The 22,451-nt window shown below is 35.8% G+C and carries 15 protein-coding genes; 7 read left to right on the forward strand and 8 right to left on the reverse strand.

What is annotated here, in order from left to right:
- Window positions 1-10: 10 nt before the first annotated feature.
- The 3 genes from FLACOL7796_RS12340 to FLACOL7796_RS12350 form a co-directional block, all read right to left on the reverse strand.
- Window positions 11-1,573: a RagB/SusD family nutrient uptake outer membrane protein gene (locus FLACOL7796_RS12340; RefSeq protein ID WP_173971078.1), complete on the reverse strand. Its 1,563-nt coding sequence runs from the start codon at window positions 1,571-1,573 to the stop codon at window positions 11-13.
- 10 nt (window positions 1,574-1,583) lie between these two features.
- Entirely contained in the window at window positions 1,584-4,751 is a 3,168-nt protein-coding gene (locus tag FLACOL7796_RS12345; RefSeq protein WP_173971079.1) for a SusC/RagA family TonB-linked outer membrane protein, read from the reverse strand.
- Between the two features lie 313 nt (window positions 4,752-5,064).
- Complete coding sequence (locus FLACOL7796_RS12350; protein WP_173971080.1) at window positions 5,065-5,943, reverse strand: AraC family transcriptional regulator; 879 nt, start codon at window positions 5,941-5,943, stop codon at window positions 5,065-5,067.
- 306 nt (window positions 5,944-6,249) lie between these two features.
- Here FLACOL7796_RS12350 and FLACOL7796_RS12355 point away from each other — a divergent pair, with 306 nt between their 5' ends.
- The 6 genes from FLACOL7796_RS12355 (at window position 6,250) to FLACOL7796_RS12380 (ending at window position 14,131) form a co-directional block, all read left to right on the forward strand.
- Complete coding sequence (locus FLACOL7796_RS12355; protein ID WP_173971081.1) at window positions 6,250-7,380, forward strand: glycoside hydrolase family 26 protein; 1,131 nt, start codon at window positions 6,250-6,252, stop codon at window positions 7,378-7,380.
- A gap of 123 nt (window positions 7,381-7,503) precedes the next feature.
- Window positions 7,504-8,895: an MFS transporter gene (locus FLACOL7796_RS12360; RefSeq protein ID WP_173971082.1), complete on the forward strand. Its 1,392-nt coding sequence runs from the start codon at window positions 7,504-7,506 to the stop codon at window positions 8,893-8,895.
- A gap of 28 nt (window positions 8,896-8,923) precedes the next feature.
- Window positions 8,924-10,114 carry a glycoside hydrolase family 130 protein gene (locus FLACOL7796_RS12365; protein ID WP_173971083.1) on the forward strand — a complete coding sequence of 397 codons (1,191 nt, stop codon included), beginning with the start codon at window positions 8,924-8,926 and terminating at the stop codon, window positions 10,112-10,114.
- Window positions 10,115-10,121: 7 nt separating this feature from the next.
- Entirely contained in the window at window positions 10,122-11,312 is a 1,191-nt protein-coding gene (locus FLACOL7796_RS12370) for an AGE family epimerase/isomerase (RefSeq protein WP_173971084.1), read from the forward strand.
- Between the two features lie 3 nt (window positions 11,313-11,315).
- The gene (locus FLACOL7796_RS12375; protein WP_173971085.1) at window positions 11,316-12,551 is read left to right on the forward strand and encodes a glycoside hydrolase family 26 protein; all 1,236 of its coding nucleotides are present in this window, start codon (window positions 11,316-11,318) and stop codon (window positions 12,549-12,551) included.
- A 293-nt stretch (window positions 12,552-12,844) separates the two neighbouring features.
- Complete coding sequence (locus FLACOL7796_RS12380) at window positions 12,845-14,131, forward strand: glycoside hydrolase 5 family protein (protein WP_173971086.1); 1,287 nt, start codon at window positions 12,845-12,847, stop codon at window positions 14,129-14,131.
- A 136-nt stretch (window positions 14,132-14,267) separates the two neighbouring features.
- Here FLACOL7796_RS12380 and FLACOL7796_RS12385 read toward each other — a convergent pair whose 3' ends face one another.
- From FLACOL7796_RS12385 to FLACOL7796_RS12405, 5 genes are all read right to left on the reverse strand, one after another.
- Window positions 14,268-15,224, reverse strand: a complete 957-nt coding sequence (locus tag FLACOL7796_RS12385; protein WP_173971087.1) for an aldo/keto reductase — start codon at window positions 15,222-15,224, stop codon at window positions 14,268-14,270.
- Between the two features lie 315 nt (window positions 15,225-15,539).
- Window positions 15,540-16,142 (reverse strand): HdeD family acid-resistance protein, encoded by a 603-nt coding sequence (locus FLACOL7796_RS12390; protein ID WP_173971088.1) that lies wholly within the window; start codon window positions 16,140-16,142, stop codon window positions 15,540-15,542.
- Window positions 16,143-16,520: 378 nt separating this feature from the next.
- A complete protein-coding gene (gene bglX / locus FLACOL7796_RS12395; protein ID WP_173971089.1) occupies window positions 16,521-18,812 on the reverse strand; it encodes a beta-glucosidase BglX in 2,292 nt (763 codons plus the stop codon).
- Between the two features lie 425 nt (window positions 18,813-19,237).
- Complete coding sequence (locus FLACOL7796_RS12400; protein ID WP_173971090.1) at window positions 19,238-20,617, reverse strand: sialate O-acetylesterase; 1,380 nt, start codon at window positions 20,615-20,617, stop codon at window positions 19,238-19,240.
- Window positions 20,607-21,701, reverse strand: coding sequence for an SGNH/GDSL hydrolase family protein (locus FLACOL7796_RS12405; RefSeq protein WP_173971091.1), 1,095 nt, complete (start codon window positions 21,699-21,701; stop codon window positions 20,607-20,609). The genes FLACOL7796_RS12400 and FLACOL7796_RS12405 overlap by 11 nt, the downstream gene beginning before the upstream one ends.
- Before the next feature lie 220 nt (window positions 21,702-21,921).
- On the opposite strand from FLACOL7796_RS12405, the gene FLACOL7796_RS12410 reads away from it, so the two are divergent.
- A complete protein-coding gene (locus tag FLACOL7796_RS12410) occupies window positions 21,922-22,425 on the forward strand; it encodes a C40 family peptidase (protein WP_173971092.1) in 504 nt (167 codons plus the stop codon).
- Window positions 22,426-22,451 lie beyond the last annotated feature (26 nt).

Genomic DNA, 22,451 nt, shown 5'->3' on the forward strand with positions numbered 1-22,451 from the left:
TCTTTAAGGTTTATTTAAAAACGTAAGGAACCGGAGCTTCTTTTAATTTTGGATTTTTCCTTACATCGTTGGCCGGTTTTGGAAAAATAAAATCAGTTTCTACCGGTGTATAATGTTTTTCTCCCTCATAATCAGAACCTCTGTCTTGCTTTGAAACGATATCGATAGCTTCAGCTCTTGGCAATCTGCCCAGGTCGTACCAGAATTCTCCCTCAAAAGCAAACTCTACTCTACGCTCCTGAAACAATGCTTTTTTCGTTAATGGAATATTATTATCCAATTGACTTAAACCTGCTCTTTTTCTGACTTTATTAAATGATGCTTTCGCAGAAGGATCACTGGTTTCATTAGCTCCTGCTAAAATTGCTTCGGCATGAATTAATAAAAGATCCGCGTAACGCATAATATAATTACAGTTGCTCATAGCGCCCCAATTGTCTGCCGGACCAGTTTCGCCCGTTTCCTGACCTACAACATATTTTTTTACCGCTGCACCTGTAGCATCCAGCACATTTGGATATTTTGTTTTATCTAAAGTAAACCCTACTACATCATCTCCTTTTAATGCAGGATAAGTATCTCCATAAATCATATAAGATTCTTTTCTTCTTAAATCTCCCACTTCAAAAGCTTCCTGAATATCATTAGAAGGCACATAAACTGCTCCATAAGATACTCTGTCGTTTAAAATATCGAGACCATATTGTACATTAGAAAAATTTCCTGCCTGATACTCATTAACAGCACCAGACCATTGCCATGAATAAATAGATTCTTCGTTATTGTTTTTACTTGTTAGGAACAAATCAGCATAATTAGGTAAAAGACCAAATTCTCCTGAATTAATTACTTTTTCTGCCATTAATTTGGCGTTTGGATAATCTTTCTCATAGAGATAAACTTTAGCCAAAAACGACTCAGCAGTTCCTTGCGAAACAAAAACATTCTCTGTGCTTCCCCCTCTCAATCTTACTTTTGATTTAAGATTTGCCGCAGCATATTTTAAATCATTTTCGATGAATTTATACACATCTTCAATTCTGTTCGTGTTCACCATTGGATTTTTAGCAAGAGCTAAATTGTCTTCAATAATAGGCACAGGCCCAAACAAACGAACTAAATAGAAATACGAAACAGCTCTAAAAAAGTGCGCTTCGGCAATTGTATTTTTAATAACGGCAGGACTTACGCCCGCTTTTGCATTACTATTTAAATTATTTATTAAATCATTGGATTGTGCAATAACACCAAAACACGATCTCCATGGATCAGATAAAATAAAACTATCTGACGTTAATTTAAATTGAATCACTTCATTTCCATCTACATTCGACCAGCAGTTTCCTGATGACATTTCTGAAAGAGCAAAGAAACATTTTGTAAAAAACGGCGCCCACATTCTTCCGTACATTCCGTAAGTAGTGCGTTGTACCTGCTCATCCGAAGTGTAAAAGTTATCACTAACATAACCATCCTGAGTAGGTCGATCTAAGTAATCATCACTACATGAAGCAGATAAAGCCAGTAAAACAAAAACCGCTACGCTTTTAAAATTTATTTTATATATTTTCATAATCGTTTTATTAAAATTCAACATTCATTCCGAAAGTAATGGTACGGTTTGTTGGGTAACGTCCCGAATCAATTCCACTCAATAAAGCATTTTGATTATAGTCTCCAATTTCAGGATCATAACCTGTGTATTTTGTGAAAGTGTATAAGTTCTGAACACTTGCATAAAATCTCAACTTGCTTAATTTGGCTTTAGAAATCACATCTGAAGGTAAATTATACCCAAAAGTTAACTGTGAAATTTTCAGGTAAGAACCATCTTCTACATAACGATCTGATATAGCGATGTTAGGATGCCCGTCTCCGCCATCTGGTCTTGGATATTTAGCATTCGGATTATCCGGAGTCCAGAAATCAGCCGCTTCTGCTAATTGATTTTCGTATAAACGTTGGTTTTTAGTTGCAGCTCTTCTCGTTAAATTCATTACTTTATTTCCCTGAGAACCTGTTAAGAAAATAGAAAGATCAAGATTTTTATATCTGAATTGATTGTTGAAGCTATAGATAAAATCAGCCTGAGGATTTCCAATGTATGTTAAATCCTTCTCGTCGATTAACCCATCTTTGTTTTGATCTACATATTCTACATCACCCAAAACACTTTTTACCGCTTTGTTTCCTGTATACGGAATTGGCGCATTGGCTAATTGTTCGTTTGTTCTGATGATTCCAACAGTTTCATAGCCATAAAACTGACCAATTGGCTGACCCACTTCACTTTTCGTAACGGTTTTAGTAGTATATCCGTTAACCTGAACATCTTTAATTAAATCAAAATTATCTACTAAACTCAACAATTTATTGTTGTTTTTAGAAAACATAAGAGTAGCATCCCAAGAAAAGTTTTTAGAAAAACTATTCGAATATTTAAGCGTTGCCTCAATACCCTGATTTCTCATACTTCCTAAGTTTACTGTTGGCGCTGCCAAACCACCCTGATATTGTTCTAAACCGGTAACATAAGTTGGTAAAGGCAACACAAATAAAAATCCGGAAGATTGTTTTCTGTACACATCTACAGTAGCAAACAATTTCGCTTTAAACAAACTAAAATCAAGACCTAAATTGGTATCTTCAGCTTTTTGCCATGTAAGATCCGGATTGGCAATATTACCCGCCGTAAAGAAATTTCCTAAAGCCGATTTAATGGTTTGAATGTTTGAGCTGTACAATCCACCGCCAATGTTTTGGTTTCCCGTTTCACCGTATCCCACTCTAAATTTAATATTGTCGATATACTCTTTAGTGCCTTCCATGAATTTTTCGTTAGAAAGTTTCCATGATCCTGAAATCGAAGGAAAGTAACCCCATCTTTTATCTTCGGCAAAATTAGAACTACCATCAGCTCTTATTGTAGCCTGCAAAAAGTATTTGTTATCAAAATTATAATTTAAAGATCCTAAGAAAGAGTATAAAGCATTTTCGCCTTTGTATTCGCTGGCAACCAATGTTTTTTGATCTCCCAAATTTATCGAGTGAACATCATTACTCAACAAACCACTTATAGACTGACTTCCTCCAAACCAATGTGAATCATTAGCTTCCTGAAGTCCCATAAGCGTAAAATTATGTTTTCCTGTAGCAAAGCTGTACGTCAGCATATTTTTAAGATTCAGTCCGTACCATGTATTTGATCTTTCCTGAAGTTGATTTACTTTATTTACAGCGGCTCCCCAGGCATAAGTAGGCTGAAATCCTTCGAAATTTTGAATATTGGTTGAGCCTCCAAAATCGAAACGATAATCCAATCCTTTTGCTAGCTTAATACTAGCATAAAAATTACCCTGAAAATTCTTTTGTACCAAATAATTGGTGTTCATTAAAGTACTGGCAACCGGATTAATCCAGGCACCTTGTGTACCATTTTTAGGCGGACCTGCATAAGTACCATCTAAATTTCTAACGGCAACATCAGGAGTAGATAATATGGTAGTACCAATAATACCATCGCTATAACCTTCTATAGTAATATTTTGGTTCGTAATACCTGTATTAAGCGTAACTCCAACTGTTAACCAGTCTTTGATTTTTGTATCCAGATTTACTTTAAAAGTATATCTTTTAAAATCAGAACCAATAACAACCCCATCCTGATTTAGGTATCCGCCTGAAATATAATAACTCGTATTATCCTTTGCTCCTGAGAAAGACAATTGGTGACTATTCATCAAAGCTGTTCTGTATATTTCGTCCTGCCAATTTGTTCCTTTACCCAAAACCGAAGGCACCGCAAACTCGTCTCTTGGCGCTACACCATAATATTCAGCCAATGCCGTTTGTTGCTTTGCATATTGGCTTAGATCCATAGTTTTAAGTAATCTTGTCACATTTTGAGTAGAAAAAGCAGTATCGTAGGTTATTCTTCCTGTTCCTTTTTTACCTTTTTTAGTTGTAATAATCACCACTCCATTCGACGCTCTGGAACCATATACCGCAGCAGAAGCCGCATCTTTTAAGATATCCATCGTTTCAATATCATTTGGGTTCAAAAATGCCAATGGACTATTAGTGACGCTTCCTGTATTGGTACCAATATAACCACTAACAATTGTTCCTCCTGTAGCTTGGTTTGTAGCGTCTCCAGAAATAGGAATACCATCTACAATATATAACGGTTCATTACTACCACCCAGCGATGCACTACCACGAATCTTAACGGAAACACTTCCTCCGGGTTTACCCGAGTTATTGGTTACAACAACACCGGCAGCTCTGCCTTGCAGTAATTGCTCTACCGTTACTTGCTGAGAATCTTTAAAATCCTTTGCTGTTACTGATGAAATTGCACCTGTTACATCTTTTCTTTTCTGGTTACGATATCCCACGTTTACCAGTACTTCACGCAAATCCTCAGCACTAAGCTTTAAGACTACGTTTATTTTACCTCCATTTTTTACATTGATTGTTTGAGTAACATATCCTATAAATGAAACTGAAATACTAGCGTTTGCTGGCGCATCAATAGCATAGTTTCCGTCAAAATCTGTTGAAACTGATTTTTTAGTTCCTGTTACCATGACATTTGCGCCCGGTATCGAAAGTCCCTTATCATCAGATACTACTCCTGTTACCTTAACCTGAGCCGTAATAAAATTACTGGTCAGTAACAAAAATAAAATCAAAGGAACCGCTCTGTGGTTAGCGTTCCAATGAATGAAGTTAGTCATTAGTTTTTTCATAATAAATGTTTGGTTAGTTTAAATTTGTTGTTCTAATTCAAGTCATAAAAAAGGGTTGTATTTATTTCTTAAATTATTTAACAAATCTATAACACAAGGAAACATTAAATCGATAGTATTATATCATTTGATGATAATATTTTTACTATAACGTTTTAAAAAAACACATATGAAAATAAAAAGTGTAAAAAATTACATTATTCGCAAATCAACCCCAGTAAACTACTTGATCTTATAAATAAAAATTAGCGAATTCGCAGAAAAGCAAACGATTTCGTTAAAAATAATATTTGTTTGTGTCAAAAAAGTATCATTACAAAATACGTTTTAACCCAGAAAAATCTTCTCTATATTGACTAGGAGTACAATTTTTAATAGCCTTAAAACTACGATTGAAATTGGCGATGTTATTAAATCCGGATTTAAAAGCTACCTCAGAAACGCTCATATCTTTTTCTACGAGCCAACGTGCTGCATACCCAATACGAATATCATTGATATAATTAACGAAAGTTTTTCCGGTGCGTTTTTTAATAAAACGATTAAATGAAATTATCGACATACTCGCAATATTCGCCACATCCTCTAAAGTAATTTTTTCTGCAAAATGTTTCTGCACATATTCATACACCAGCTTCATTTTATCATAATCATCAAACGTATCGTAATCTACCGTATAAGTCGAAAGCAAACGTTGATTTCTTGAATTGGCTAAATCATAAAGCAATGAAGTAATTTCTAAAAAGTAGTCCATACCATCTAATTTAGAAAGCTTTACCAGTCTTGGAGTCAATTCTTCGGCTACTTTTTTCGAAAATAAAATGCCATGAATAGATCTGTTAAACATATCACGAATAGGATTCATAATACGTCTTGACAACAGAGATTCATGAAAAAGATCATTATGAAACTGAATCGTTATTTCGTGAATTTTTTTACTTGTACATTTATTCAATTCCCAACCGTGATATAAATTCGGGCCAATTAAAACCAGCTCAACATTATCTATTTCTTCGATATTATCACCCACAACACGCTTTACTCCTTTTCCGTTTAAAATAAAATTGATCTCAAATTCCGGATGGTAATGCACCGGAAAATCAAAACTATCTTTCACTCTGTCGAAAACCAAAAAACTGTCTCCGGCCGAAAGCGGAGCAATTTCTCTGTAAAAATTTTTAGTGTTACTCATCTTTAAAAACTATTTTAGGAAGTACTATTCGTTTTTTTTATTTGCAATAATATGATATATAATTGATAAAATAATATTAATTAGACGATAAACATCCGATTATCTTTGAAAAATAGAATTATCATTTTTACAAAAAGAATATTGATATAAAACATTAATCACTTTTAATAGAATATCTTTTTAAAGTTTTGATAATTTTAATCAAAAATTAATACTGATAAACAGATTGCAAAAATGAAGGTTTTGCAAGACTTGTTTCAATTGTTACTTTTACACTTATTACACTGAAAAACAACCATTTTCCTAATGAAAAAAAACATACTAACACTAATCGCCTCGATATTTATAGGAACTTCTTGTTCATCACAGCAAATTATAAGTAATACTAATTTGTCACTATCAGATAAAAAAGCAACACCTGAAACGGTTTCTTTATATAAAAAGCTCAATCAATTGACTCAAAAAGGTTATTTATTCGGACATCAGGACGATCTTGCTTATGGCGTAAACTGGAAATACGAAGACGGTCGAAGTGATATAAAAGATGTTGTTGGCGATTATCCTGCGGTTTATGGCTGGGATCTTGCCGGCTTAGAAAATGACAGTCCGGATAATATAGATGGTATTCCCTTTACAAAAATGAAACAATATATAGAAGAAAGTCACGAAAGAGGCGGTATCACAACCATCAGCTGGCATTCTGACAATCCTGCAACCGGAAAAAGTGCCTGGGACAATACACCAAATTCACTTAAAACAGTTTTACCCGGTGGAGAAAACCATCAAAAATATACGATTTGGTTAGACAAAGCCGCAAAATATCTGCTTTCCTTAAAAGATAAAAAAGGAAAATACATTCCGATACTTTTTAGGCCGTATCACGAACTTACCGGTGGATGGTTTTGGTGGGGAAAAGGAAATGGCACACCGGATGAGTTTAAAACTTTATGGAAATTCACTTTTAATTATTTGCAAAAAAAAGGAGTTCATAATTTAATTTACATTTATAATACCAGTAGTTTCAGCTCTCAGGAAGATTTTCTGGCCAATTATCCCGGTGATCATTATGCTGATGTGATAAGTTTTGATTCTTATCAGAACAATGACGACAAAGACGGTAAAAAATTCATAGCAGAAGTGCAAAGCCAACTAAAAATTATAGATGAAATTGGTAAAAAACAACACAAACTAATTGCTATTGCTGAGGCAGGTTACGAAGCCGTTCCGGCCCCAAAATGGTGGACAGGAACTTTATCTAAAGCGATTGGCGATTATAAAATTTCTTATGTTTTATTATGGAGAAACCACGGCTGGCAGGAAAAAGAACAAAAAATGCATTATTACGCTCCATATACCGGTCAGGTAAGTGAGAAAGATTTTATTGAATATTATAAACTTGACAAGACGTTATTCGAAAAAGACATTAGAAAAAATTAAAAATTGAGAATTAAAAATTAAAAATCTGTTTAAATCTGCGAGATCCGCGTGCTAAAAAAATCAACACATAGAAATATTAAAATAATTAACCAAATCTAAATCACAACCTTTAAAAAAAGCCTAATGCACGACAAAATTAGTTTAAAAGAAAAAATAGGTTACGGCCTAGGAGATGCTGCTTCATCCATGTTCTGGAAAATTTTCAGTATGTATCTTCTATTTTTCTATACCGATGTTTTCGGACTGGCACCTGCCGTTGTAGGAACCATGTTTTTGATTACCCGAATCTGGGATTCTTGTTTTGATCCGATTGTGGGAATCATTGCCGACAGAACAAAAAGCAAATGGGGAAAATTCAGACCTTACCTTTTATGGGTTGCTGTGCCTTTTGCCGTTATCGGAGTTTTGACTTTTTATACGCCTGATTTTGATGAGAAAGGAAAAATAATTTATGCCTACGTTACCTATTCAGCAATGATGATGATTTATTCTTTAATCAATGTACCGTATGCATCTCTTTTAGGGGTAATGTCATCTGACCGAAAAGAAAGAAATACTTTGTCTTCTTACAGAATGGTTTTTGCTTTTGGAGGAAGTCTTCTGGCGCTTTGGTTAATTGAGCCTTTAGTGAATTATTTCGGCGGAAGCCTAAACTCTAAATCAGGTTGGCTGGCTACAATTGCCGTGTTCGGAATCATTACAACTATTTTTTTCTGGGCTTGTTTTTTCTTTACGAAAGAAAGGGTAAAACCAATTTCAGACGAACAAAATAATCTAAAGGAAGATTTAAAAGATCTCTTAAAAAATAAACCCTGGTGGATTTTACTGGGAGCCGGAATTGGTGCATTGGTTTTTAATTCTATCCGTGACGGAGCTGCCGTTTATTACTTTAAATATTATGTAAGCAACAGCGTGAACTTCGATTTCTCGCTTTTCGGTACAGATTTTCACATGACGCCCACTTCTATTTATTTGGTTTTAGGGCAAGCCGCCAATATTATCGGAGTCATTGCTGCTACGCCAATTGCCAACAGAATTGGTAAAAAGAAAACCTTTTTTGGCGCCATGGCATTGGCCGCAATTTTGAGCTTGATTTTCTATTTCTTTGGGAAAGAAGATGTGTTCTTAATCATGAGTTTTCAGGTTTTAATCAGTATTTGTGCAGGTTGTATTTTCCCATTAATCTGGTCGATGTATGCCGATAGCGCCGATTACTCAGAATGGAAACAAGGCCGCAGAGCAACAGGATTGGTTTTCTCTGCATCATCTATGTCACAAAAATTTGGATGGACCATTGGTGGTGCCGGAACCGGATGGCTTTTAGGCTATTATGGTTTTCAGGCTAATGTTGAGCAAACTGCCGTAACCCAGAACGGAATTCAATTAATGTTAAGCATACTTCCTGCCATTGCAGCAATAATATCAGTCGCTTTTATCTTGTTCTATCCGTTATCCGAAGATAAACTTCAGGTAATCGAACAGGATTTAAACGAAAAACGAGACCAAAACAATTAAAAAAATACAGATACAGAAATCTATTTATATGACAGCAATAGCCTCTTCGACTACATTTCAGGATAGAAAAGTAGCATTAGAAAAAGAACATACAACACTGATCGGGCAAAAAAATGCGCCACAGGATCACGCCGGAAACGGTATATACGAACGCTACAAAAATCCGGTTGTTACAGCAGCCCATGTACCATTGAACTGGCGCTTTGACCTTAACGAAAAAACCAATCCGTTTTTACAGGAAAGGATTGGGATGAATGCCGCTTTTAACGCAGGCGCCATGAAATGGAAAGGAAAGTATTTACTGGCAGTTCGTGTTGAAGGAATCGACAGAAAATCTTTTTTCGCTATTGCGGAAAGCCCAAACGGAGTTGATAATTTTAAATTTTGGGACAAACCCTGCGTGATTCCACAAACCGAAGAACCGGATACCAATGTTTATGATATGCGTTTGATTCACCATGAAGACGGCTGGATTTACGGTATTTTTTGTACGGAAAGAAAAGATCCAAAAGCGCCTAAAAGCGATACAAGTTCGGCTGTAGCCAATGCAGGAATCGTGCGTACAAAAGATTTAATAAACTGGGAAAGATTACCGGATTTGATTTCGAATACCGGACAACAGCGTAATGTGGTTTTGCATCCTGAATTTGTAAACGGGAAATATGCTTTATATACACGTCCGCAAGATGGTTTTATTGATGTTGGTGCCGGTGGAGGAATTGGTTTAGGCTACGTTGACGATATGACAAATCCGATTGTAAAAGACGAAAAAATCATCTTTGGGAAACAATATCACACGATTTATGAATTGAAAAATGGTCTTGGCCCTGCTCCTATCAAAACGGAAAAAGGCTGGCTGCATCTCGCACACGGTGTTCGAAATACCGCTGCAGGATTACGATATACACTTTATATGTTCATGACAGATTTAAACGATATTTCGAAAGTGACACACGTTCCGGCAGGGCATTTTATGGGGCCTGAAGGAATCGAAAGAGTTGGCGATGTATCGAATGTTTTGTTCTCAAACGGATGGATTGAAGATACTGACGGAACGGTTTATGTGTATTACGCATCATCTGACACCAGAATGCATGTTGCTGTTTCGTCTGTAGAAAAACTGGTCGATTATGTTGTTAATACTCCGGCAGATACTTTTATCTCAGCAGGTTCAGTGAAAACGATCATCAATCAAATAGATAAAAACAATACAATTTAAATTTACCGTGTCAGTACAACTCAAGCAACTTAAAACGGAATTATCAGACGAACTTGATGCTATTCTAAAATATTGGTCTAAACATACTTTAGACAATGAAAATGGTGGTTTTGTTGGTCAGATTGATTTCAACGATCATATCATTGCCAATACTGAAAAAGGTGCTGTTTTGAACGCCCGGATTTTATGGAGTTTTTCGGCAAGTTATAAAGTCACAAAAAATGAAAATCATAAAAAGATTGTAAAACGCGCTTTTGAATTTCTTTCGGAATACTTTTATGATGCTGAATTTGGCGGTTTATTCTGGAGTATCAATGCTGACAAAACACCAAAAAATACTAAAAATCAGATCTATGCTTTGGCTTTTGCGATTTACGGATTATCTGAATATTATGCTATTGCTAAAGACGACAAAGCTTTAGAAATAGCTATAAATTTATATTTAAAGATTCAGGAACACAGCTACGATAATGAGCACAAAGGCTATTTTGAAGCTTTAACGCGCGATTGGCAACCTATTGATGATTTGCGTTTGAGCGATAAAGATGTCAACGAAAAGAAAACCATGAACACGCATTTGCACATTGTCGAAGCTTATGCGAATTTATTCAGGGTTTGGAAAGATAAAACGCTTCAAAACGATATTATAGAGTTATTACAAACGATTGAAGAACATTTTATTAATACCGAAACAGGTCATTTACGTTTATTTTTTAATGAAAACTGGATCGAAAAACCGGACGTGATCTCTTACGGACATGATATCGAAGCGGCCTGGCTTTTATTGCAATGTGCCGAAATTTCTGAGGATGAAACGCTGATTGCCAATTATAAAAAACATGCCATTCAGATGGCCGAAGCAACAAAAGAGGGACTTGATTCTGATGGTGGTTTGTGGTACGAATTAGATCCTGAAAAGAACGAATTAGTAGCCGAAAAACATTGGTGGGTTCAGGCCGAAGCTTTAATTGGTTTTTACAACGCTTATCAATTAACCGGCGATGAAACTTATTTAGACATTGTTTACAAAAACTGGAAGTTTATAAAAAAATATATTCTGGATAAAGAAAACGGAGAATGGTTCTGGGGAATTAACCGCGATTATTCTTTGATCGAAAAAGACAAAGCCGGTTTCTGGAAATGTCCGTATCATAATAGTCGCGCTTGTTTAGAACTTATTGAGCGCATTAAAACATAAAAGATGAAAACTACATTTTTGAAAATAGCATTTTTAAGTCTGTCGATTTTAGCAATTTCAAGCTGTTCTTCAAACGACGAATCAGATCCTGAAATCATCATTGAACCGCCAGTTTTAAACCCAGGCGATCTGTTGACTACGCAAAATGTGGCAACATATATGGTCGATGCAAATGCTACCAAAGAGACTGTAGCTTTATTTTATAATTTAAAAAAGCTTGCCAAAACTAAAGTCGCGATTGGTCAGCAAGATGCTTTTAATAGTTTTTATCAGGACAATGGCGGAGATTCGGATATCAAAAAAAATACAGGTTCAGATCCTGCAATTTTAGGTTCTGATTTTATGTTTATTACTGACAAAAACAATAACAATCAGCCGGATAACTGGTTTTATCAGCAAGAAGAAAAAATTACAATCGCTACAAAAGCCGCTTACGCGAAAGGAATAATCAATAATTTTTGCTGGCATTTGAGAGAACCTATTAAAGAAGATTCTTTTTATACCGTCGATATGACGGCAGACCAAAAAGCAAATGCTTTTAAAAGTATTTTGCCCGGCGGAGCAAATCATGAATGGTATAAGAAAAAATTAGACAAAATTGCCAGTGTCCTTTTAAATCTAAAAGGTTCGAAAGGAGAATTGATTCCGATCATCTTCAGGCCTTTTCATGAATTTGACGGAAGCTGGTTTTGGTGGGGCGCTAATTTCGCTACGGCTCAGGAATATAAAACGGCTTATCAGTTCACCGTTGATTACTTAAAGAATAGTAAAGGCGTGCATAATATTCTTTACGCCTTTTCGCCTGACAACTCATATACTACAGAAGCGAATTATTTAAGCAGATATCCCGGTGATAAATATGTAGATGTTTTAGGAATGGACAATTATGGAGATTTTGATAATCAGGGACAATCTGGAGCTAACAAAGCCAATTCTAAACTAAAAATAATTGCTGATTTGGCTAAAGCCAAAGTAAAAATTGCAGCATTAACAGAAACCGGTTATCAGGTTACAAATGCAAAAATGCCAATAACAGATTGGTTTTCGACTTATTTGTACAGCGCATTGACATCGAATGATATTGAAGTTAGTTATGCCATGCTTTGGAACAATACTAAAGATGCTTATTTTGTACCAAATGGTGCTGTTTCGAATGCAGCAGATTTTAAGACGTTTACTACGAAGTCAAAAATGACATTAGTAAATTCTTTACCAAAGATGTATGAATTACCAAAGTAACGTTAGCTTTAAAATGGCACACGGATTTGAACAGATTTAAACGGGTTTACGCGGTTTTTTTGTCATTTCGACGGAGGAGAAATCACACGCTTGAATCGACAAAGATTGGCGATTTTAGCAACGGAGTTTCTAGTGTGATTTCTCCTCCGTCGAAATGACAAGATTGTCGAAAACCAAAAACTTCTAAAAACACCTAAAGCCCTAGCCCTGATAGAAGTGAAAATCCTTTTGTACCGGGGTTCGGCACAAAAGATTGAAACGGATAGCAGGAAACAGCTCCAAAAAAACAACAAATGAAAAACAGATTTCTAAAAACTCTTGGATTAATGTTATTATTTTCTGCAATCGCATGTCAGGCGCAGGAAAGAATTACGGTTAAGGGAACGCAATTTTATAAAGGCGATAAACCGTACGCCTATATTGGTACGAATTATTGGTACGGAAGTTTATTGGCTTCGAAAAAAGTGGGCGACCGAAAAAGATTGCTTCGTGAACTGGATTTGATGCAGAAAAACGGAATCGATAACCTGAGAATACTCGTTGGTGCCGATGGCGGAAAATACGATTTTACGGTTCGTCCGGCATTGCAATACGAGCAGGGAAAATACGATGAGGATTTGCTTGACGGTTTGGATTTTTTGATCAATGAAATGAGCAAACGTAAAATGTATGCAGTTTTGTATTTGACGAATAACTGGGAATGGTCGGGCGGAATGTCGCAATATTTAGAGTGGAATGGCAAAGGCGCGATTCCGGTTCCGAATATTGCTCCGAATACCTGGCCGCAATTTATGGAGTATACAGAACAATTTCATAGTTGTGAACCTTGTATGAAGGCTTTAGAAAATCATGTGAAGTTTATTATCAGCAGAACCAATAAATATTCGAAAAAGAAATATACCGAAGATAATACGATTATGGCGTGGCAAGTGGGCAACGAACCAAGGCTTTTTACGGTAGAGAATGAAACGAAATTTACGATTTGGCTGAATAATATTGTAAATCTGATTGATAGTTTAGATAAAAACCATTTGGTTTCGACAGGTTCTGAAGGGAAAAACAGCTCGAACGATAGTATGGAAATCTTCGAGAGAACACACCAAAATCCGAACATTGATTATTTGACAATGCATATCTGGCCTAAAAACTGGAACTGGTTCAAAGCTGATAGTGCCGAAAAAACGATGACAACTACACTTGAAAATGCTGGAAAATATATTGACGATCATATTAAGGTAGCCAATAACCTAAAACGCCCTATTATTATTGAAGAATTTGGTTTAGGAAGAGAAAACGAAAGTTTACTGGCAACGACATCAACAAAAAACAGGGATGTTTTTTATGATTACATTTTTAGCAGAGTTGCCAAAAGCGTTAAAAATAATGGCCCGTTGCAGGCTGCGAATTTCTGGGGATTTGGTGGCGAAGGAAAACCTGTAACCCAAGACGGAAAATGGAATCCCGGAGATCCCTTAACAACTGATCCTCCACAGGAACCACAAGGATTGAATTCGGTTTTTTCTTCGGATAAATCGACTTTGGATATTGTGAATAAGTACAATTTACAATTGAAAAAATAGATAAAGTAAAACTTTATAAATTTCAAACCCGACAGGTTTCAAAAACCTGTCGGGTTTATTGTTTCATATAAACGAAAGAGACGCACTACTGTGCGCCTCTACGATATGCGTTATTTATTTTTTACAAAATACAATTTTATACCAATATCTTTTCAATAGCATTCAATTCATCCGGAGTAAAATCAAGACTTTGTAAACAATCAATATTATTATTTAATTGTCGTACAGAACTTGCGCCTATTAAAACCGAGGTAATACGTTTGTCTTTTTGCAACCAAGCCAAAGCCATTTGTGCCAAAGATTGATTACGATTTTGTGCAATTTCGTTTAGCTGAACTAATTTATTAATACGATCGGGAGTAACCTCATCTTCTTTTAAATGTCCGTTTGGATTATGCGCTCTGGAATTTTCAGGAATTCCGTTCAGGTATTTATCTGTTAAAAGTCCTTGTGCCAAAGGAGAAAATGCGATGCAGCCTACTCCTTTTTCTTCGAGAACATCTAGTAAACCATTTTCTACCCAACGCTCTAACATCGAATATTTTGCCTGATGAATCAAACAAGGCGTGCCTAATTGTTTTAAAACATCAACCGCAACACGAGTTTGCTCTGCTGAGTAATTACTGATTCCAACATACAACGCTTTTCCGCTTCTTACGGCATAATCAAGCGCCATCATGGTTTCTTCTATTGGCGTTTCGGGATCTGGGCGATGCGAATAAAAAATATCGACATAATCGACTTTCATGCGTTTCAAACTCTGGTCTAAGCTCGATAATAAATACTTGCGAGAACCCCAATCGCCATAAGGTCCGTCCCACATTGTGTAACCTGCTTTGGTAGAAATGATGATTTCGTCACGCAAATTTCCCTGAAAATTGTGCCAAAGGATTTTACCAAAATTAGTTTCTGCAGAACCTGGAACCGGTCCGTAATTATTTGCCAAATCAAAGTGGGTAATTCCTTTATCAAAAGCTTCTACAGCAATACTTTCGGCGTTTTCAAAATTATCGACCGACCCAAAGTTATGCCACAATCCTAAAGAAATTTCAGGAAGTAATAATCCGCTTCTTCCGCATCTGTTATATTTCATTGTTTTAGTTTAATGGTTGAAAGTTTAATAGGTTTTAAAGATAAAAAAATATCAATAGCGATTAATTCAAAAGTTGCGTTTTTTTAATCTCGCAAAGACGTGAAGAAGCAAAGTTTTTTTGCCACGAATTCACGAATGAATTGCTTCAAAATTCTCGTCTATTTTGTTGCATAGCCCCTAGCTTCAGCTAGGGGAATTTATGTTCAAATAAGAAAGGGCTTTAGCCAAACCTAATTAGTTTGTCTAAAGCCCTTTCGTTTACGTATAAATCAACATCCAGTTAAAACCGGAAAGTATTTAATATCTAATAAAATTCTATAAATGAATTTTCTCTTTCAAATCATCAATTTTTTCAGGAATATCGTGTATTCTTTTTAGTTTGAAAGAAAGATAAATATAAAAAATTCCCAATGCTATAAAAGCAAAAGCAGTCCAGTATACTAATGAAAGTCCGGCAAAAAGAGGATTCCATAATAATACAAATGAAAAAATTGTTCCTAATATCCCTAAAAACAAAAGATTCTTCCAATCCGGAACAGAATAACTCTTTAGATTAAAAGCAATAACAATCGCCATTATCGAACGGAACAAAACTACAAACCCAACATATAACGGAAGTAATGTAATCGAAATTAACGGATTAGAAATCAACAATATCCCAACCACTAAACCTATAATTCCGGATGCTAATGTCCAGCCCCAATTATCAATTTTCTTTCTGTTCGAAAGAGCAAAAATGATATCAAAAACTCCACTCACCAAAAACGAAATGCTAAAAAGAAAAGCAAGTGTTAAATAAGCGGCCAAAGGAGTAATAAAAGACCAAATCCCGATTCCAACAAAAAGTAATCCTATCAATAACGGAATGTACCAATAATCAATCGCTATTCTAACTTTTTTAAATAAAGAACTTTCCATAAATACTATTTTAAAATCATGCTTACTCTGTAAAGTTTTCAGCTTACCTTTAAAAAATTGACTTCTTTAAAAAACCTGTAAACAGCTGTTTTTCAAATGAAGTTATCCCAAAGATAACGATTAAAAATAATATTTATAATTATTAACCTACAAAAATACTTTAATCAAACTCTGCGTGTTTGGCTAAAGCCTTTTTTCTATTTCAATCTAATTCCCCTAGCTGAAGCTAGGGCTATGCAAAAAAAATCGCCACCAATTCACGAATAAATTGTTTAATAATTCGTGAATTCGTGGCGAAAAAACTTTATAAATTAATAGCAAAAAAAACTTTGCGTCTCTGCTCCCGATAGCCATCGGGATTGCGAGATTATTTCTTAGCTACTTCAACTCAAAACCACCTTCTAAACCTTTATCAGAACTTCCTCCTACCATAATCTTAAAAGTTCCCGGTTCTACAAGATAATTCCCGTCATTGTCATAAAAACCTAATTCTTTATTCGTTAAAGTAAAAGTTACCGTTTTCGTTTCTCCCTTTTTCAAATTCACTAATTCAAAACCTTTCAATTCTTTTATTGGCCGAACTATACTTGCGAATTCATCATGAATATATAACTGAACAACTTCTTTTCCGTCATAATTTCCTGAGTTTGTAACCGCAACGCTAACCTCAACTTTTTCTCCTTTTGCGAAAGAAGTCTTATTCAATTTTAAATCTTTATAATCAAATTTGGTATAACTCAACCCAAAACCAAACGGATATTGAGGCGTTTTTTCCACATCCATATAATGAGACCAAAACACATTTTTATCACTATCTACAGGTCTTCCTGTACTGTATTTATTATAATAAATAGGCACCTGCCCCACATTTCTCGGAAACGAGATTGGTAATTTTCCACTTGGGTTATAATCTCCATATAAAACCTGCGCAACCGCATTTCCTGTTTGCGTTCCTAATTGCCAAGCCTCTACAATTGCCGGAACATTTTCAGCCGCCCACGGAATACTTAACGGACGACCATTATTTAAAACCAAAACTACATTCGGGTTTACCTTATAAATTTCCTCTAACAATTCCTGTTGCAAGCCTGGCAAATTCAAGTCCGTTCTGCTTCTTCCCTCCCCGCTCTGAAAACCGTATTCTCCTAAAACCATCACTACAACATCGGCATTTTTAGCTGCCGTTTTTGCAGCTTCAAATCCGCTTTTGTCTGTTGTATTAAAAACTGTTTCCGTTAAAAAAGTTGCTTTTTGTTTCAATAAATCAGCACCTTTTTCAAAAACCAATTGATTGTCTTTATATTGCTGCATGCCTTCTAAAACCGAAACGGCCGTATTGTCATCAGCCGCAATTCTCCAGCTTCCAAGCGGACTATTTTTATCATTTGCCAAAACGCCAATCAAAGCAATTTTTTGTCCGGTTTTCTTTAGCGGAAGCAAATTCTTATCGTTCTTCAACAATACGATAGATTTCTTCGCCATATCCAGAACACCGTCATTATTCGCTTTACTTCCCACAACCGCTTTTTCACGTTTTTCATCACAATATCTGTACGGATCATCAAACAAACCAAGCTCAAATTTCACACGCAAAATTCTACGAACCGCATCATCAACCAAAGCTTCTTTTACTTTTCCTTCCTTCACTAAACCCACTAATTTTGCTACGTATAAATACGATTCCATATCCATGTCAGAACCTGCAATGACTGCTTTTGCTGTTGCATCGGCTTCATCTTTTGCATATCCGTGCGCAATCATTTCGCGGATCGAAGCGTAATCAGAAATTACAAAACCATCAAACTTCCATTTTCCTTTCAGGATATCCCTTTGCAGGAAAACATTTCCCGTTGCCGGAACTCCATTCAATGTATTAAACGAATTCATAAAGGTACGAACTCCAGCTTCAACTGTCGCTTCAAAAGGTGGCAAAACCGAATTGTACAACTTAGAATTACTTATATCCACAATATTATATTCCAGTCCCGCCTCAACATAACCATACGCCGCAAAGTGTTTCGCACAAGCCGCAATCGTATTTACTTTGGCCAGATCAGCAATTGTTTCGCCCTGAAAACCGTGAACTCTTGCAATCGCAATTTTACTTCCCAAATACGGATCTTCTCCTGCGCCTTCCATCACACGTCCCCAACGCGCATCATTTGCAACGTCTACATTTGGGCCAAAAGTCCAGTTAATTCCAGATGCCGAAGCTTCATCAGCCGCAATTGCCGCTGACTTTTTAATCGCTTCCAAATCCCAACTCGCCGCTTCTGCCAACGGAATCGGACTTAACGTTTTATAACCATGAATCACATCAAAACCTATAATCAACGGAATCCCCAATCTCGTTTCTTCAACCGCAATTTTCTGCACGGCACGAACTTCCTTAACACCACGCACCGTCAGCATCGAACCCACCCAGCCTTTACGCAAATGTTCATATTTCAACTCAGCCGTTCCGCCTTTCGGAGCAGGCCCCGTAACATCCCAAAATCCGTTATATTGATTCATTTGCCCCACCTTTTCCTCCAAAGTCATCAAAGGCAAAAGCAAATCGATACGTTGTTCAATAGTTTTATTTTTATCCAGATATGGCTTTTTTTGTGCATTCATATTTCCAACAGTAAACAGGGCAAAAACCCCGATTGTTATTATTTTATTTTTCATTGGTTAGTTTTTTTTTAAAGCTGCTAAGGTTCTAAGATTCTGAGTTGCTAAGTTTTCTTTTTGGGCGTGTCCCTCCCGGCCGGGCTATTCGTTGCAAGTCCTCGCACTTCCTTCGTCAGGCTGTGGGCTTTTCACTACTATCCCTCACGCGAACGGTTAAAAGAACTTTTAGTTTTTAAACTCAATCTTGTCATCCTGAGGAACGAAGGATCACACAAGAGATTCCGCACAGTAATTCTCCAATCTTTGTCGAGTTTCTAGTGTGATCCTTCGTTCCTCAGGATGACAAACTGTATGTTTCACTTTACGGGGCTTGACTCCACTCAGCCTGACAAAGGCAAACAAAAAACCAGCGTCAATCCGTTACATCAGTAAAATCCGTGGGCAAAAAATCTAAAATCTACATTCTAAAATCTAAAATCCTCTTACTCCGTAACAAAACAAGAAGCTGGTAAATTCGCTTTATTAAACAAATCCGACTGAATTGTATTTCCCCACGCAAATCTCACTTTTACAGGATTTACAACTTTCTTGCTTACCAAAACCACTTCATTATTTTTTATCAAAGCTTCTGCGGGATAGAAAACACTATCGGCTCCAGCCACTTCAAACTGATTTGATGTTTTGTTCTTAAAATACAATCCATCAGCATAATCGAACGAAACGATAACTTTGTTTTTATCTACTTTAAAATCTTTAAAAAGCGGTCCATTTACCAAATTAGAATTGACTTTATAAGTATCCGCCAAAGCCAAATTCGCCAAACGAATCCCAACCGATTTTTTGTTTTTTGGATGAATATCAATAGTATCCGAAATATCACTCGTCAAAACCATTCCCGTTTTAGAAACTTCTTTCAATACTTTTCGTTGAGAATTTCTTACCGTAACATTCGAGAAGTTATTACTGCCTGTTTTATAAGGCGCGATTTGAACGTAATAAAACGGAAAATCATCATTCCAGGCTTTTCTCCACGAAGTAATCAAAGCCGATAAAGTTTGGTCGTACACCAAAGAACCTACATTCGATTCTCCCTGATACCAAAGTGTTCCTGCAATCTTAAAACCTACAAAAGGATAAATCATGGCATTATAAGCACGTCCGGGTTGACGTGGTCCGTATTCTTGCTCGTTTAGTTTTTTAGCATTTTCCAACAAAACCGGATCATTTTGAACCACTTCTTCCGGCATCCAGATTTCAGCCGGAGTTCCACCCCAATTCGAAGAAATCAATCCTATCGGAACATTTTTTAAATCTTCCTTTAAGCGTTTGGCAAAAAAGTAACCAATCGCACTGAAGTTTTTCATGGTTTCCGGAGTCGACTCGACCCAGTTTCCTAATAGATTATTTTGAGGACTTGTAGCCGTTAATTTCGGAACGGTAAAAAAACGAATATTATGATTTGTAGCATTTTTAGCTTCTTCTTCCCCATTATCAATTCCCCAACTTACCGACATTTCCATGTTCGATTGTCCCGAACAAACCCAAACTTCACCAATTAAAATATTTTTAAGAATCACTTCATTGTATCCTTTTATAGAAATAATATAAGGTCCTCCGGCTTCGGGCGTTTTAATATTCAATTCCCATTGCGCCTGATTGTTTGCAACAACTTTATATTCCTGATTGTTCCAGCTCGAAACCAATTTGATTTCTTCTTTTGGATTCGCCCAACCCCAAATCTTAACCTGAGAGTTGCGTTGTAAAACCATATTATCGCCAAAAATATTCGGAAGTGTAACGTTTGCCATCATAGTACTGGAAATCATCAGAATGAAAACAAACTTAAATATATTATTGTTCATTTAACAACTTTTTTAAAAACGGAGCATATTCATCAGCCAAAACCTTATGATCTGCCACATCAGGATGTCCGGAACAACCTTTTGGAGTCATGGGTTTAAATTTGAAAATTAAAATGGGTTTATGGATTTTATCTTCCGCGAAAGCGTTCTTCACTTTATTCAGACAATCTTCAAAAACAATCGCTCTTTCTCCATTTATCATCGGACTATTTGTAATCACGATCTGAGCTTTTGGATTGTGCTGGTACAACATTTTAATAAAGTTGATGTAATTCGAAACGTACTTTTCAGGGTTAAAAGGCAAACGTTCTTTTTTGCCATCTCCGCCAGAAAAATCATTCGTCCCTAATGCAATGCTGATAATATCAGGCTGAAAAGCAAAATCGTATTTAGGTTTAGAATTATCTTTCGTCAAATACAAATTCGGATAAACGTCAGGCATAATTCCTTCTTCTTTATTCTCGTCGTTCCAGTTTCTGTACATTCCAATTCCCGAAACAGAACTCATCAAATAATCGACACCAATTTCCCTCGAAAGTACTGGACCATAAGCATAATATCCGTTATGATGATCAAAGTATTCTCCTTTATCACACGGAATATCCGATGGATCGCTAGCTGCCCCGCAGGTAATAGAATCGCCAATAAATTCGATTTTCTTTTTCTTTTTAGCAGTAATTGAAGTGAGTTTTGCCGTAGTTCCTGCAAATAAAATTCCGCCGCTATGAGCCTCTGTAGTTTTGTAAATCTCTAAAGTATGTTCCTTTTTATTCGACGTTATTTTTACTGGAAAAGATTGTACTGCTCCTTTTTCGATTCTCAATTTCCCTATATATTTCCCGTCTAAAACCAGTGAAACATAATTATGATGTTCCCACGAATCTACACTTTGCAATGCAATCGAACATTCATTTCCTGTAAAATTAAACGAAACCGACGAAGCCGTTCCTATTAAAACTACATTGTTATCGGGGAGTTTTTCAACACGACCCTGATATAAAAAAGTATTGGTTTTGTTTTGTGAACTCGAAACGATTGAAATCAGTAAAAACGAAATCAAAAATGATATTTTTTTGAGAAACATAATTTATTTGTTAAAATATAAATACGATTCACAAATATATTTGAAATATGAGATACACAAAGATACTAAAACATCAAATAGTAATATAAAATCACCAAACTCATAAGACTATTTCCTGGTTCTTACCGTTAATTAATAAGCTATCTTGCAAAACATATCCTTTGATATTCTAAAGCAACGGTCTATCTTTATCAATTAAATCTTACAACACTTCTTAAAAATGAAATCATCTCTATATATCGCATTTTTTGTTACTATTTTATGTTCTTCATTTACATTAAAAAAAAATCAAGTTGAAGCAAACCGAATTGAAACCGCTCAAAGTAAAATTGATCGGGATTCTATAATTGTTTATGCAAAACAATATTTAGGAATTCCTTATCTCTACGCAGGAAACGATCCTAAAAAAGGATTTGATTGTTCGGGTTTTGTCAATTATATTTTTAAAAATTATGGTATTACATTACCCAGAAGTTCAAGCGGTTTTAAAAATTTAGGAACAAAGTTAGCTCCCGAAGATTTTAAAGTGGGGGATGTTTTGGTTTTTTACGGTTATAGAAACAAAAACATCGTTGGGCATGTTGGTATTATTTGTGAAGCAAATGGGATGCATTCAAAATTTATTCATGCTTCTTCAGGGAAAGCAGGCAGTGTAACGATTAGCGATCTTGATTCTGATCATTATAGCAAACGTTATTATAAGTGTATTAATGTATTGCATTGATATATAGCCACAAATTACACAAATTA

Source organism: Flavobacterium bizetiae (assembly GCF_902804475.1).
In the GTDB taxonomy this organism is placed as follows: Bacteria; Bacteroidota; Bacteroidia; order Flavobacteriales; family Flavobacteriaceae; genus Flavobacterium; species Flavobacterium bizetiae.

Bases quoted from the DNA above. Each gene is read 5' to 3' on its own strand.
- FLACOL7796_RS12375 (WP_173971085.1), top strand. From the start codon at position 11,316: ATGAAAACTACATTTTTGAAAATAGCATTTTTAAGTCTGTCGATTTTA.
- FLACOL7796_RS12365 (WP_173971083.1), top strand. From the start codon at position 8,924: ATGACAGCAATAGCCTCTTCGACTACATTTCAGGATAGAAAAGTAGCA.
- FLACOL7796_RS12400 (WP_173971090.1), bottom strand. From the start codon at position 20,617: ATGAACAATAATATATTTAAGTTTGTTTTCATTCTGATGATTTCCAGT.
- FLACOL7796_RS12385 (WP_173971087.1), bottom strand. From the start codon at position 15,224: ATGAAATATAACAGATGCGGAAGAAGCGGATTATTACTTCCTGAAATT.
- FLACOL7796_RS12410 (WP_173971092.1), top strand. From the start codon at position 21,922: ATGAAATCATCTCTATATATCGCATTTTTTGTTACTATTTTATGTTCT.
- FLACOL7796_RS12380 (WP_173971086.1), top strand. From the start codon at position 12,845: ATGAAAAACAGATTTCTAAAAACTCTTGGATTAATGTTATTATTTTCT.
- FLACOL7796_RS12350 (WP_173971080.1), bottom strand. From the start codon at position 5,943: ATGAGTAACACTAAAAATTTTTACAGAGAAATTGCTCCGCTTTCGGCC.
- FLACOL7796_RS12405 (WP_173971091.1), bottom strand. From the start codon at position 21,701: ATGTTTCTCAAAAAAATATCATTTTTGATTTCGTTTTTACTGATTTCA.
- bglX (WP_173971089.1), bottom strand. From the start codon at position 18,812: ATGAAAAATAAAATAATAACAATCGGGGTTTTTGCCCTGTTTACTGTT.
- FLACOL7796_RS12360 (WP_173971082.1), top strand. From the start codon at position 7,504: ATGCACGACAAAATTAGTTTAAAAGAAAAAATAGGTTACGGCCTAGGA.
- FLACOL7796_RS12390 (WP_173971088.1), bottom strand. From the start codon at position 16,142: ATGGAAAGTTCTTTATTTAAAAAAGTTAGAATAGCGATTGATTATTGG.
- FLACOL7796_RS12340 (WP_173971078.1), bottom strand. From the start codon at position 1,573: ATGAAAATATATAAAATAAATTTTAAAAGCGTAGCGGTTTTTGTTTTA.
- FLACOL7796_RS12345 (WP_173971079.1), bottom strand. From the start codon at position 4,751: ATGAAAAAACTAATGACTAACTTCATTCATTGGAACGCTAACCACAGA.
- FLACOL7796_RS12355 (WP_173971081.1), top strand. From the start codon at position 6,250: ATGAAAAAAAACATACTAACACTAATCGCCTCGATATTTATAGGAACT.